Raw genomic sequence first — 12,051 nt, forward strand, 5'->3', positions numbered from 1 at the left:
GGCGCGCGTATAGGCGGTTTGCCGGGAATGTGCAAGAGGGGTTTGACGAATTGGGTTTTCCCGGCAAGTCTCGGCCTCAGCCAACGGAGGATGACATGGCACGACCCAAGCTTCAATTCTGGTTCGAGTTTGCTTCGACCTATTCCTATCTAAGTGCGATGCGCATCGACTCTCTGGCCGAGGCCGCCGGTGTCGAGATCGAATGGCGCCCCTTCTGGCTGGGTCCGATCTTCAAGTCGCAGGGCTGGGACAGCTCCCCGTTCAACATCTACCCGGTCAAGGGCAAGTACATGTGGCGCGACATGGAACGTCTCTGCGCCGCGCGGGGTCTACCGCTGTCGCCGCCCGAACCGTTCCCCCAGAACGGCGTTCTCGCCGCCCGCACGGCGATCCTGGCGCTGAAGGAACCTGAGGGCGCCGAATTCTGCAAGGCGATCTACCGGGCCGAGTTCGGCGAGGGCCGCACGATCTCCGACCCGGACCTGTTGCGAACCCTGCTCACCCAATGCGGCTTGCCTGCCGAACTGGTCGATGCGGCGGGAGAGCCCGAGAACAAGGAAGCGCTGAAAGACGCGGTCACCGAGGCGATGGACCTCGGCATCTTTGGTGCCCCGAGCTTCATCGCGAACGGAGAGCTGTTCTGGGGCGATGACCGCCTCGAACACGCCATTGCGGAGCTTACCGGCTAGCGTTCAACCCCTGCCGTACAGCAGCCTCACAGGCAGCCGCGACCGATTTGCGGCTGTCGAAGTCCGCCACCCGCAATGGCGGGTGGTAGACCAGTTCGACGGCGCCCTGACGCGCGGCGGCCAGCGTCTTGAGCAGATGCGGCCCGAATGCCATGTCGCCCCACCAGCCATAGAAGCGCGCGGGCTGACCCTCGGGGGCACGGTAGATCACCGTGACCGGCTGGATATGCATCGCGTCGCGCAGGTGATCGGAAAAGAAGGCCGCGAAGAGCGTTGTCTTGAACGGCAGCACCCGCTGCCCGTCGGTCGAGGTACCCTCGGGAAAGAACAGCAGGCGGTGCCCGGCCAGCAGTCGCTGTTCGAACAATTCGGTCTGCTCGCGTGCGTGCTTGCGGTCCCGTTCGATAAACACGGTGCCGGTGGCGCGGGCCAGCCAGCCGATCGCGGGCCAGCGCGCCACTTCGGCCTTGGACACGAAATAAACTCGCTTGCGCGCATTTAGGGAGAAGATGTCGAGCCATGAGGCATGGTTGGCAACAACCGCGCCCCGCTCGTGCATCGGCGCTCCCCTCGTCGTGAAGCTGATCCCGAGGATACGGAACGCGTTGCGGCAGACGAACTGCACGATGAAGGGCGTCACAGGGCGCTTCAGCCCGAACAATGGCCGTTCGATCAGCCGGACAAGCAGCAGGATCCCGAGACAGCCGAATACGAGGGTGCCGAGGATCAGGCCGCGTAGGACTACCCGCATCCAGCCCCCCAGCCCGATCTGGATCGCCTCGGGCGCCTCCTCGCTCTCCCAGGTCGGGCTCATGCCCCGGCGCCGCCCGCGTAGAGCTTACGCTGACGGGCATTCATCGCCGCGGTATCCAGCACCAGGCAGATGTCAGTGGTGTTGAATGCATGGTCCACATAGGCCCCGTCACCGATCACGCCGCCAAGACGCAGGTAGGCCTTGATCAGTGCGGGCACCTGCACCATCGCACGCCGCCGGTCCAGAGCGTCCGCCGAGACGAGGTCCATCCGCTGGTAGTGCCCCTCCAGCGCCCGCACACGCAGGTCCGGGGGCGCGAGGTGGTTGTGATACAGCATGGCCAGCGGCTCAGCCAGCGCCGAGACATCGGTACCGTGGAAAGACGCTGTCCCGAACAGGATCTCGATATCGTGCTCCAGCACGTATTCCGCGAGCCCGTTCCAGAGATGGAACATGGCCGTGCCGCCGCGATAATCGCGGTGCAGGCAGGATCGCCCGAGCTCAAGCAGACGCCGGCCGCTGGCTTTCAGCAGCGTCAGGTCGTATTCGCTCTCGGAATAGAACCGCCCGGCGGCCTCGGCCTGGCTCTCGCGCAGCAGGCGATAGACCCCCACGACCTTACCGGTCGCGGTATCCTCAAGCAGCATGTGGTCGACAAAGGGATCGAAGGCGTCGCGCTCCAGCCCGGCCTCGTGGTCGACCTCCGCGCCACCACCGCCCAGTTCAAGCACGAAGACGTCATAGCGCAGCGCCTGCGCCGCGCGCAGCTCGGCCTCGGTCTCGGCAATCCTGACGGAGAAGGCGGGTCCGCTGTCCGGCATGGTCGTGCTCTGGTTCCGGTCTCGTTGGATTTCGCGGCAGATAGCGCGACTCCCGTCGCGATTGCAACACGCCGCGAGGCCGCACCCCGGCAGGGCGCAAGTGGTGTTAATCAATCGTCAATCAGTTTCCAGCATCAAAAACCGGAACCAGCTCGATCCGGGCGCCGTCGATAACCACCTTGCCGTGCTCGCGAAAGTTGACCGTGATCTTGCCACCGATGTTGGACTGCACCTGCCCCAGCCCCCAGTCCGGACAATCCGGGTGGCGCACCAGCATTCCGGGTGCAAGTATGGCGTTCAGGTCTGACATGGACCGGCTCCCTGCCTGGAGGACATATGGCTGACTCTAACGCCGAACTCGCCCTGTTGATAGGCTCCCGCATCTGCCATGACCTGATCAGCCCGGTGGGCGCGATCCTGAACGGGCTCGAGCTGCTGGAACTGACCGGACCGGTCAGCGGCCCCGAACACGAACTGATCTCCGACTCGGCGCGCAACGCCAACGCCCGGCTCCGCTTCTTCCGCATCGCCTATGGGCGCGCGGGCGGACAGTCGCTGGGCCGCAGCGAGGTCGGGGCGATCCTGAAGGACTTGACGCGCAACACCCGGCTCGAGATCATCTGGCAGCCCTCGGCCCCGCAGGAACGCTCGGAGGTGCGCCTTGCCTTCCTCGCCCTGCAATGCTGCGAGAGCGCGATGCCCCACGGCGGCCGCATCACCGTCCTGCGCGAGGGGTTGCACTGGCGCATCGACGCCCTGCCCGAGAAACCGCGCACCGGGCCGGACCCGCTGCACCGGCTGGCAGAGCCGACCTCCCTCGCCCGGACCGAACCGGCGCAGGTGCACTTTGCCCTGTTCCAATGCCTGCTGGCCGAAGCCGGACGCAGCGCCGTAACCGAAACCTCGGCCGAGGCGATCTGCATCCGGTTCTGAAGGCTCAGTCGCGCAGCGCGCCGTCGCCTTCGACCAGGTACTTGAAGCTGGTCAGCTGCGCAGCACCAACCGGCCCGCGCGCATGCATCTTGCCGGTGGCGATCCCGATCTCGGCGCCCATGCCGAACTCGCCGCCATCGGCGAACTGGGTCGAGGCGTTGTGCATCAGGATCGCGCTGTCGAGCCGTTCGAAGAACCGCGCGACGGGCGCCCGGTCCTCGGCGATGATGCAATCGGTGTGGTTGGAGCCGAACTGTCGGATATGGGCAATCGCACCATCCACGTCAGCCACGACCTTGGCCGCGATGATCATGTCGAGATACTCGGTGCCCCAGTCGTCGTCCGTCGCCGGGGTCGTGCCCTCGATCTTCTGGAGCCGTGTGTCGGCGTGGACTTCGACACCGGCAGCGATCAGCGCTTCGATAACCGCGCGACCAAGGGTCTCGGCGACATCCTCGTGGACCAGCAGGCACTCGGCTGCGCCACAAATACCGGTACGACGTGTCTTGGCGTTCAGGACCACCTCGACCGCCTTGGTCAGGTCGGCGGACTTGTCGAGGAAAATGTGCACGATCCCCTCGAGATGCGCAAAGACCGGCACCCGCGCCTCGCGCTGGACGAGGCCGACAAGGCCCTTGCCCCCGCGCGGAACGATGACGTCGACGTAATCGGTCATGGTCAGCAGTTCGGTGACGGCAGCGCGGTCGCGGGTCGGCACCAGCTGGATCGCGTCCTCGGGGAGCCCGGCGGCGCGCAAGCCTTCGGCCAGGCAAGCATGGATCGCCTGCGCGGAATGCAGGCTCTCGGACCCGCCGCGCAGGATCACCGCGTTGCCGGACTTGAGACAGAGCGCCCCGGCGTCGGCGGTCACGTTGGGGCGGCTCTCGTAGATCACTCCGATCACCCCCAGCGGCGTGCGCACGCGACGGATATGCAGACCGGTCGGCATATCCCACTCGGCCAGAACCTCGCCCACCGGATCGGCCTGCGCCGCCACGGCGCGCAACCCCTCGACGATGCCCCTGATGCGGGTCTCGTCCAGCATCAGGCGGTCCATCATGGCCTTGGACAGGCCCTTATCGCGGCCGAAATCCATGTCCTTGTCGTTCGCCGCAACAATCTCGTGACGGCGGGCCCAGACCGCATCGGCTGCCGCCTCCAGCGCGCGGGTCTTGGCCTCGGCTGGGGCGAAGGACAGCTCCTGTGCGGCCGCTTTGGCGCGGGCACCGATCTCGGCCATGAGGGCGGGGATGTTGTCGAGGTCCTGCATGTCGCTGTCCTTTTGAGTGAGGGTTGCGAGGGTCCGCCTCCGGCGGGGATATTTATGACCCAAAGAAGGGTCAGAGGGCCAGATCGTCGCGATGGATCAGCGCGGCGCGGGCCGGGTAGCCAAGCACCGGCTCGATCTCCTCGGACTTCAGCCCGGTGATCTGCCCGGCCTCGGCAGAGGTGTAGCGGGTCAGCCCCTGCCCCAGCTTGCGCCCCGCGAGCGTGACGATGGCGACCGGTTCACCGCGACCGAAGGTGCCGGTGACACGGGTCACCCCGGCGGGCAGCAGGCTGCGTCCGTTGCCGAGCGCCGACTCGGCCCCGGCATCCACCACGATCTCGCCGCGCGGCTTCATCGCCGCGATCCAGCGCTTGCGCGCGTGTTGCGGATCGCCCTCGGCGGTGAACCAGGTGGCGTTCGCGCCGTTTTCGAGCAATTTCAGCGGGTTGTCCGGTGATCCTTCGGTGATCGCCATGTCGCAGCCCCCGGCGATCGCCATCTTTGCCGCCATCAGCTTGGTCTTCATCCCGCCCTTGGACAGGCCCGATCCGGCATCGCCGGCCATGGCCTCGATCTCGGGGGTGATCCGGTCGATGACGTCGAAGCGTCGCGCCTCGGGGTCGTCGTTGGGATTGCCGGTGTAGAAGCCGTCCACATCCGAGAGCAGGATGAGCTTGTCGGCCCCGACGGTGACCGCAACCTGCGCTGCGAGGCGGTCGTTGTCGCCATAGCGGATCTCGTCGGTCGCAATGGTGTCGTTCTCGTTCACGATGGGAACCACGCCGAGCGAAAGCAGCGTTTCGAGCGTCGCGCGCGAATTGAGGTAGCGGCGGCGGTCGGCGCTGTCCTCCAGCGTCACCAGCACCTGACCGGTGGTGATGCCGTGCGGTGCCAACGCCTCTTCGTAGGCGCGCGCCAGGCGGATCTGGCCGACGGCGGCCGCAGCCTGCGACTGTTCGAGGGCGAGATCCCGGCCCGACAGGCCGAGCACGGAGCGTCCGAGGGCGATGGAGCCGGAGGAGACGAGGATCACATCGGCGCCGAGGCCGCGCAGCCATGCCACGTCCTGCGCCAGGGCATGGAGCCAGTCGGCGCGCAGATGGCCTGCGTTGCGGTCGACCAGGAGTGCGGAGCCGATCTTGACGACGATCCGGCGCGCGTCGCTCAGGGCCGCCACGCGTCGTCCTCCTCGTCGGGCTGGCGGCGCAGCCGGTCCTCATCGATCTGGCCTCGCAGCGCGCGCAGCACCTCGGTCACGCCCTCGCGGGTGACGCCCGACATCAGCATGATCGGCTCGCCCACCGCAGCTTCGAGCTCGTCGCGCAGGAACGCGCGCTCTTCCTCGTCCAGCGTGTCGATCTTGTTCAGAACGGTGATCCGGGGCTTGTCGGCGAGGTCGCCACCATAGGCCTCGAGCTCGCCGATGATGGTCTCGTAATCCTCGATCAGCGTTCCGGAGGTGCCGTCGACAAGGTGCAGCAGGACCGCGCAGCGCTCCACGTGGCCAAGGAAGAGATCGCCCAGACCCCTGCCCTCGCTCGCGCCCTCGATCAGGCCGGGAATGTCGGCGACGACGAATTCGACGTTGTCGACGCCGACCACACCGAGGTTCGGATGCAGCGTGGTAAAGGGATAGTCGGCGATCTTGGGCCGCGCATTGGAGGTCGCGGCGAGGAAGGTCGACTTGCCCGCGTTGGGCAGGCCCAGCAGGCCGACATCGGCAATCAGCTTGAGCCGCAGCCAGATGGTCCGCTCGACACCCTCCTGCCCGGGGTTTGCCCGGCGCGGCGCCTGGTTGGTCGAGGTCTTGAAGTAGGCGTTGCCGAAACCGCCGTTGCCGCCCTTGGCCAGCAGGATCCGCTGCCCGACCTCGGTCAGGTCGGCGATCACCGTTTCCTCGTCCTCGTCGAGGATTTCCGTCCCGACGGGCACCCGCAGCACGATGTCGTCACCGTCCTTGCCGGTGCGCAGTCGGCCCATGCCGGGCTGGCCGGACTTGGCGAAGAAATGCTGCTGATAGCGGAAGTCGATCAGCGTGTTCAGACCGTCGACCGCCTCGGCCCAGACCGAACCGCCATTGCCACCGTTGCCGCCATCGGGTCCGCCGTACTCGATGAACTTCTCGCGGCGGAAGCTGACGCACCCGCCGCCGCCACCGCCGGACCGGATATAGACCTTTGCGAGATCAAGAAATTTCATGGTCACCCTCTACCGCAAAGATCTCTGGCGGCTCAATCAGAGTTTTCGACTGTACGTCCAGGTGGGAACGGTTGCCCCGCGCGCCACCGAATAGCTCTCGGCATCGCCGAGGTAGTTGAACCCGCAGTGGGTCAGCACCTGCGCCGAGGCCGGGTTGTCCTGGAAGACGCTCGCGAACAGCGAGGTGTCGCCCAGCGGGTTGGCCGCGATCAGCGCCTGCAGCGCCTCCGAGGCCACGCCGGTGTTCCAGAATGGTGGCCCGACCCAGTAACCGATCTCGGACTGGTGGCGGTCGAGCTTCTTCAGCGAGATGAGGCCCTTCAGCTCGGCGCCCTCGTCCTTGGTTCCGTCGATCGCCCAGACCGTTTCGGCCGGGTTGCCGGCCGTGTTGCGGGCGATGAAGGCCTCGGTCGAACCGGGCGGCAGCGGATGCGCGATCGAGGTCGTCATCATGGCCACCCGCTTGTCGCCGGCGTAGAGGTCGATCAACCCCTGGTCCGACCGCCTCAGCGGCCGAAGGTCGAAGCGTTCGGTCTCGATCACCTGTTGTGCGACGATCTGCTCACTCTGCATTCTCGTGGTCCTCCTCCGGATCACATGGTCCCGGTCTCTGCCGCGCTCCTCTTTCGCGTATCGACCTCTGGACCGAAACGGGAAAGGGGACCGGCGGTTTCGCCGATCCCCCTGAATTTTACCTCATTCCCGGGTACGGCTTACTCTGCAGCCTCCGCCACTGGCAGGACCGAGATGAAGGTGCGGCCCTTGAGGCCCTTGCGGAAGCTCACGGCGCCTTCGGCGGTTGCAAAGATGGTGTGATCCTTGCCCATGCCAACGCCTTCGCCCGGCCAGAACTTCGTCCCGCGCTGACGCACGATGATGTTGCCGGGGATGACGGCTTCGCCGCCATAGAGTTTCACGCCAAGACGACGACCCGCGGAATCGCGGCCGTTACGGGAGGAACCGCCTGCTTTCTTGTGTGCCATGCTTTCTCTCCTTAGCCTTTAGCCAGCTCTTTGGCCTGTTCAACCCACTCGGGTTTCACCTTGACGCCGTCGATACCAGCAATGTCGTCTTCCGACAAGGCCGCGATCTGGGCGTAGGTGGTCAGGCCAGCTGCGTTCAGCTTGGTGGCAGCAGCGGGGCCGACACCGGTGATCTTGGTCAGGTCGTCGTTGCCAGCGGCAGCAGCTTCCGCCTTGGGCGCGGCTGCTTTCTTGGCCGGAGCGGCCTTGGCTTCGGCAGAGGCCGGAACCGATGCTGCGCCGACAGCGGCCTTGACGCCGGTCTTGTCTGCACCCGAGGACAGGATCTCGGTGATCTTGACCAGGGTCAGCTTCTGACGGTGGCCCTTGGTGCGCTGCGAGCTGTGCTTGCGGCGGCGCTTGACAAAGTGGATGACCTTGTCGCCTTTGACCTGTTCGATCACTTCCGCCTGGACACCGGCACCCGCGACGAGCGGTGCGCCGACGACGGTAGAGTCGCCGCCCAGCATCAGAATGTCGTTGAATTGAACTTTTTCGCCAGCGTCAGCAGCCAGTTTTTCGACCCGGAGAACGTCGCCGGATTGAACTTTGTACTGCTTGCCGCCGGTCTTGATGACCGCAAACATTGCGTCTTCCTTTTCGTGACCGCGTTCTGTGGTCCCCGGTGACCGGGTGTTTGCAGCTTGCGCCACCTCGAACAGCGCGCCCCTCCCGGGGCGAATGAGTAGAAAACCCGGCACGATGGCTCGGCCGGGCTCGGCGCTTATGCAGATTTCGGGTGGTCCTGTCAAGCGGACTGTCCCCGGGGGCGAGTCCGGTGTCCTGCCCGGTCTCGCGGGGCTGTGACACATCGTTCATGTGACACTTCTATCGTTTGACATTCCGGGCGGCAATGCGTTGGTCTGCCAGCGTGGAACAACGGAGTTCAGCCATGAAACTGAAATCAGCCATCATCGTTGCCGCACTCGGACTCGCCCTGCCCGCCCAGGCTCAGGACGCCAGCGGCGACGCTGACAAGGGCGAGAAGGGCTTTGGCAAGTGCCGCGCCTGTCACATGATCGAGAACGACGCCGGTGAAGTCATCGTCAAGGGCGGCAAGACCGGCCCGAACCTGTTCGGTCTGCCGGGGCGCATTGCCGGGAAGCACGCCGATTTCGGCTATTCCGACGCGATGGTCGCCGCAGGTGACAAGGGTCTCGCCTGGGATCTCGACCACTTCATCGTCTACACGCAGGACCCGACCGAGTTCCTCAAGGAGTACCTCGAGGACGGCAAGGCCCGCAGCAAGATGACCTTCAAGCTGCGCAAGGAAGAAGAGGCCCGCGATATCTGGGCTTACTTGGAAAAGGTCGCGGCAGGTTCGTGATCCTGCACCGTCGGGGGCGCTCCCGCAGGGAGATCAGCCCCCGATGTTGCGCGCCGCCCAGAGCGCGGCCTGGGTCCGGTTCTTGACCCCGATCTTGCCGTAACAGGCGCGCAGGTGCACCTTCACCGTGTTCTCGACGATGTTGAGCCGCTTGGCGATTTCCTTGTTCGACGCGCCCTTCATCAGCAGCTCGACAACCTCCAGCTCCCGCAGCGACAGGTTCTTCACCGGCGCGCCGATGTCGTGTCCGCGGTCACTGCCGTGATTGCCGCCGTGATTGTCGTACTCGTGATCTGCGCGCGGTCGGTCGACATGGTTGCTTGCACTGGCCTCTTCGTCCGGAGCTTCGTGCATGACGATGCGCCTGTGCTCGCCTCCGGATGGAGGCCGTAGCCCGCCGCTGTTCTGATGCCGGGCGCCCCTCGGCGCCCAAGGACCCGTGATCTTGTAGCCCTCGAGCACAACCGTAAGGAAGCCCGCAAGAGCCCTGGTCGAGGTCTCGTTCGGCAATACTGCTTCGAACTCGCCCTCGAACGTTTCGAGCACTCCATCCCGGAGCTGGTCGGAGACGATTGCAACGATCTTGCATGACGGATTGTGATGCCGGAAAGCGCTGACCTGGGCATGACGTGAGGCGTTCATCGACGCGTCCACGTGATACAGGATCAAGTCTTCATCAGCGACTTCTCTCACCTGAGACAAGTCGTTGAACACGCCACCGATTTCAAATCCTTCGGATCGGCAATACGACGCCAGCAAGTCACCGAAAAGGTGCTTTTTGGATATAACAATAATAGACATCTCTAACGAGAGTTTGAAAATGAAAACAAAACTTTAAGGAGATCTACCAACGGTATAGCCCCCCAACTTACCTGCGTCCCACTATACCTAAAATTTATGCAGAACGGCTAAAAAATTCACTCACCCATGAAGCCATTGAAAAAAGGGATCAATCTTAAGTCTCAAAACCTATACTTCACAGAACCTAAACCCAAGGTTGTATCGCTTGAGGATTGAAATTTCCCTCGGAGCGCCTGGGGAAAGATCGATTCGGGGGATCGGAACCACCGGAATGTGGCGGACGATCACGCGAATCCGTGTCTTCCGCGGGCACATTGCAGGGAATCAGTCACGATGAAAACTCAGGAATTCAGGTTAGTACGAAGGGCGTAGTACACCCGCTCCCTACCCCCGGATGACTAAACCTCCCGACCTGCTTCCTACCACGCGGAGCAGCAAAACCGGGTTAGCCTATGGCCTGTTGGCAGGCTCGAAATTGCTACCTTTGCCCAGTCTAAATGGTTAAAAATCAACGGTTTTAATGAGAAGCAACCAAAACCGGCTAAGCCTTTCCGCCGCTTTTCACGTCGCGCATCCATGACGTAAGATCGCCTCGCTATCTTTGATGCAGAGGAGGCATATTTCTCAATTTAACAATTTTAATCTTGGTGAACCTTGGGGGGGGTACCATGAGTTTCGTTGACAAGCCCGCAATTGGTGCGGGGGGCGCATTGCACTGCGCCATACTGAAAGACATTTTAGGTTCCGTCGCGGCCTTTTCGGTCGCATGCCTTGACCAGCAAGGCGCTGCTCTCTGGATCGCTTCGGCAGATTCCGGTCTCCGTCCCGGGGGTCCAGTGTCCGTTGGACCAGCTGGCAAGCTGACTTCGGTTACCATGTACGACCTTGGCCCGGCCGATGTGCTGGCCTTTGTCGATCTCTGCGGCGCCGACCTCGCCGCGCGTCGAACGGGGCGCTGGCTCAGTCTGCTCTGCGTCTTCGACAATGGCGTCCAGGATCGTCTGGTCGTCTACACAGAAAACCGGCCCGAGACTGTCCAGGCGCTGGTGGAACGAACCTGGCAGGGCCTGCGCAAGGCCTGCATTGCCCATCTGCCGGATACGGCGGCCGATCTCTCGGACGACGCTATGCTGTGGATGGTCAGCCAGAAGGTCAACGCGGCCATCCTCGTCATCGACGAGGAACTCCGGTTGTTGAAGTTCAACGCCGCAGGCCGTGACATGCTGGGCGAGGCCCGGCTTCTGTCGGCGCGTTCCGGTGCGCTGACGCTTGGGTCAGACCGCGAGACACGCGCCCTGCGCGCGGCCGTCGCGGATCTGCTCACCAACCGGGGCAAGCGCAACGAGGAGTTCATCCTCATCCTGCGTGGTCTCAGCCGCGACGCCCACGTGCCCATGTCCCTCTCGGTCTATCCCGACGGTCGAACCGGCCAGAACCTGTTCCTGGTCATGGTGCCGATGCCACCTGATCAGAAACGGATCGAGGGCATCGCACTGAAAATGGGCCTGACCCCAGCGGAAGCCCGGGTCGCCGCCCTGATCCGTGAGGGTCATTCGAACAAGCAGGCCGCCGAGATCGCCGGTCTGACCGTCGAGACCTTCAACACCTACGCCAAGCGGGTGCTGTCCAAAATGAACGTAACCTGTCGTTCGGAAATGGCACAGATGCTCACCTGGCAAGCCACGATGGAGCGTTCGCTATGAACATCGCGGCAGGTACGGATCCAAATCCGCAAAAGGCGACAACCGCGGCCAAACCGCGGGTGCCGTTCAGCGAGGTCGAGATCGAGGCGCTCAAGAAGATCCTCGGTTCCGGTCTCGGCGGGTTCGCGCGGCAGGGCGACATCGTCGAACTGCACAAGCGCATCGGCGAGAAGTTCGGCAAGCTCCCGTCCGAGCTCAACGAACTGCTCGACGGGCGCGACGACCCGACGCCCCGCATCGAGGCCGTGGAAGTCCGGCTCGGCAGGATCGAGACGACGCTCGACAGCCTCGAGGGTGCGCTGCGCATCGAACTGGCACCAGCGTTGGGGGACGTGTTGCGCGCCTCCCTGCCTCAGCCGCCGCGACGACGGCGGGGCACTCTGGTCACCGCCCTGATCTGCGGGGTCATCGGCCTGTTGGCCGGGAGCCTGTGGCATGGGCCACTGACATCTGCCGCCGAGAAATCCTGGGGGCAGGTAACCGCATTTTATCAAGACTTTTCAAAAAATTAATTCATCTGGTTCTGTCCCGG

At 64.1% G+C, this 12,051-nt stretch carries 15 protein-coding genes; 5 read left to right on the forward strand and 10 right to left on the reverse strand.

Annotated features, from left to right (window positions below):
* Positions 1–95: 95 nt before the first annotated feature.
* On the forward strand, positions 96–689 hold the full coding sequence (locus DDT93_RS04580) for a 2-hydroxychromene-2-carboxylate isomerase (RefSeq protein ID WP_109464589.1): 594 nt from the start codon (positions 96–98) through the stop codon (positions 687–689).
* On the opposite strand, the gene DDT93_RS04585 is transcribed toward DDT93_RS04580, so the two are convergent.
* From DDT93_RS04585 to DDT93_RS04595, 3 genes are all read right to left on the reverse strand, one after another.
* Positions 679–1,503: a lysophospholipid acyltransferase family protein gene (locus DDT93_RS04585; protein ID WP_109464590.1), complete on the reverse strand. Its 825-nt coding sequence runs from the start codon at positions 1,501–1,503 to the stop codon at positions 679–681. The genes DDT93_RS04580 and DDT93_RS04585 overlap by 11 nt on opposite strands.
* Entirely contained in the window at positions 1,500–2,264 is a 765-nt protein-coding gene (locus tag DDT93_RS04590; protein ID WP_109464591.1) for a GNAT family N-acetyltransferase, read from the reverse strand. Before DDT93_RS04590 ends, DDT93_RS04585 begins: the two co-directional genes overlap by 4 nt.
* A gap of 121 nt (positions 2,265–2,385) precedes the next feature.
* Complete coding sequence (locus DDT93_RS04595) at positions 2,386–2,574, reverse strand: DUF3553 domain-containing protein (RefSeq protein WP_109464592.1); 189 nt, start codon at positions 2,572–2,574, stop codon at positions 2,386–2,388.
* A gap of 26 nt (positions 2,575–2,600) precedes the next feature.
* Here DDT93_RS04595 and DDT93_RS04600 point away from each other — a divergent pair, with 26 nt between their 5' ends.
* The gene (locus tag DDT93_RS04600; protein ID WP_109464593.1) at positions 2,601–3,197 is read left to right on the forward strand and encodes a histidine phosphotransferase family protein; all 597 of its coding nucleotides are present in this window, start codon (positions 2,601–2,603) and stop codon (positions 3,195–3,197) included.
* A 4-nt stretch (positions 3,198–3,201) separates the two neighbouring features.
* Here the strand turns inward: DDT93_RS04600 and DDT93_RS04605 are convergent, their stop codons facing one another.
* The 6 genes from DDT93_RS04605 to DDT93_RS04630 form a co-directional block, all read right to left on the reverse strand.
* Positions 3,202–4,467 (reverse strand): glutamate-5-semialdehyde dehydrogenase, encoded by a 1,266-nt coding sequence (locus DDT93_RS04605; RefSeq protein WP_109464594.1) that lies wholly within the window; start codon positions 4,465–4,467, stop codon positions 3,202–3,204.
* Between the two features lie 70 nt (positions 4,468–4,537).
* Entirely contained in the window at positions 4,538–5,644 is a 1,107-nt protein-coding gene (gene proB / locus DDT93_RS04610) for a glutamate 5-kinase (protein WP_109464595.1), read from the reverse strand.
* Positions 5,632–6,666: a GTPase ObgE gene (gene obgE, locus DDT93_RS04615; protein WP_109464596.1), complete on the reverse strand. Its 1,035-nt coding sequence runs from the start codon at positions 6,664–6,666 to the stop codon at positions 5,632–5,634. Before obgE ends, proB begins: the two co-directional genes overlap by 13 nt.
* A gap of 36 nt (positions 6,667–6,702) precedes the next feature.
* The gene (locus tag DDT93_RS04620; protein ID WP_109464597.1) at positions 6,703–7,239 is read right to left on the reverse strand and encodes a GNAT family N-acetyltransferase; all 537 of its coding nucleotides are present in this window, start codon (positions 7,237–7,239) and stop codon (positions 6,703–6,705) included.
* Positions 7,240–7,379: 140 nt separating this feature from the next.
* The gene (gene rpmA / locus DDT93_RS04625; protein WP_109464598.1) at positions 7,380–7,649 is read right to left on the reverse strand and encodes a 50S ribosomal protein L27; all 270 of its coding nucleotides are present in this window, start codon (positions 7,647–7,649) and stop codon (positions 7,380–7,382) included.
* Between the two features lie 11 nt (positions 7,650–7,660).
* Positions 7,661–8,275, reverse strand: coding sequence for a 50S ribosomal protein L21 (locus DDT93_RS04630; protein ID WP_109464599.1), 615 nt, complete (start codon positions 8,273–8,275; stop codon positions 7,661–7,663).
* 305 nt (positions 8,276–8,580) lie between these two features.
* On the opposite strand from DDT93_RS04630, the gene DDT93_RS04635 reads away from it, so the two are divergent.
* On the forward strand, positions 8,581–9,015 hold the full coding sequence (locus DDT93_RS04635) for a c-type cytochrome (RefSeq protein WP_109464600.1): 435 nt from the start codon (positions 8,581–8,583) through the stop codon (positions 9,013–9,015).
* 33 nt (positions 9,016–9,048) lie between these two features.
* On the opposite strand, the gene DDT93_RS04640 is transcribed toward DDT93_RS04635, so the two are convergent.
* Complete coding sequence (locus DDT93_RS04640; RefSeq protein WP_109464601.1) at positions 9,049–9,816, reverse strand: helix-turn-helix domain-containing protein; 768 nt, start codon at positions 9,814–9,816, stop codon at positions 9,049–9,051.
* Positions 9,817–10,652: 836 nt separating this feature from the next.
* On the opposite strand from DDT93_RS04640, the gene DDT93_RS04645 reads away from it, so the two are divergent.
* Together DDT93_RS04645 and DDT93_RS04650 are read left to right on the forward strand one after the other, a co-directional pair.
* Positions 10,653–11,519, forward strand: a complete 867-nt coding sequence (locus tag DDT93_RS04645; RefSeq protein ID WP_198654761.1) for a helix-turn-helix transcriptional regulator — start codon at positions 10,653–10,655, stop codon at positions 11,517–11,519.
* The gene (locus tag DDT93_RS04650; RefSeq protein ID WP_109464602.1) at positions 11,516–12,031 is read left to right on the forward strand and encodes a hypothetical protein; all 516 of its coding nucleotides are present in this window, start codon (positions 11,516–11,518) and stop codon (positions 12,029–12,031) included. Before DDT93_RS04645 ends, DDT93_RS04650 begins: the two co-directional genes overlap by 4 nt.
* The last annotated feature ends 20 nt before the right edge of the window (positions 12,032–12,051 follow it).

The organism is Albibacillus kandeliae, assembly GCF_003116585.1.
Lineage (GTDB): Bacteria > Pseudomonadota > Alphaproteobacteria > Rhodobacterales > Rhodobacteraceae > Albibacillus > Albibacillus kandeliae.

Excerpts from the sequence above, each read along its gene's own strand:
- DDT93_RS04580 (WP_109464589.1), top strand. The coding sequence starts at position 96 with ATGGCACGACCCAAGCTTCAATTCTGGTTCGAGTTTGCTTCGACCTAT.
- DDT93_RS04585 (WP_109464590.1), bottom strand. The coding sequence starts at position 1,503 with ATGAGCCCGACCTGGGAGAGCGAGGAGGCGCCCGAGGCGATCCAGATC.
- DDT93_RS04590 (WP_109464591.1), bottom strand. The coding sequence starts at position 2,264 with ATGCCGGACAGCGGACCCGCCTTCTCCGTCAGGATTGCCGAGACCGAG.
- DDT93_RS04595 (WP_109464592.1), bottom strand. The coding sequence starts at position 2,574 with ATGTCAGACCTGAACGCCATACTTGCACCCGGAATGCTGGTGCGCCAC.
- DDT93_RS04600 (WP_109464593.1), top strand. The coding sequence starts at position 2,601 with ATGGCTGACTCTAACGCCGAACTCGCCCTGTTGATAGGCTCCCGCATC.
- DDT93_RS04605 (WP_109464594.1), bottom strand. The coding sequence starts at position 4,467 with ATGCAGGACCTCGACAACATCCCCGCCCTCATGGCCGAGATCGGTGCC.
- obgE (WP_109464596.1), bottom strand. The coding sequence starts at position 6,666 with ATGAAATTTCTTGATCTCGCAAAGGTCTATATCCGGTCCGGCGGTGGC.
- DDT93_RS04620 (WP_109464597.1), bottom strand. The coding sequence starts at position 7,239 with ATGCAGAGTGAGCAGATCGTCGCACAACAGGTGATCGAGACCGAACGC.
- rpmA (WP_109464598.1), bottom strand. The coding sequence starts at position 7,649 with ATGGCACACAAGAAAGCAGGCGGTTCCTCCCGTAACGGCCGCGATTCC.
- DDT93_RS04630 (WP_109464599.1), bottom strand. The coding sequence starts at position 8,275 with ATGTTTGCGGTCATCAAGACCGGCGGCAAGCAGTACAAAGTTCAATCC.
- DDT93_RS04635 (WP_109464600.1), top strand. The coding sequence starts at position 8,581 with ATGAAACTGAAATCAGCCATCATCGTTGCCGCACTCGGACTCGCCCTG.
- DDT93_RS04640 (WP_109464601.1), bottom strand. The coding sequence starts at position 9,816 with ATGTCTATTATTGTTATATCCAAAAAGCACCTTTTCGGTGACTTGCTG.
- DDT93_RS04650 (WP_109464602.1), top strand. The coding sequence starts at position 11,516 with ATGAACATCGCGGCAGGTACGGATCCAAATCCGCAAAAGGCGACAACC.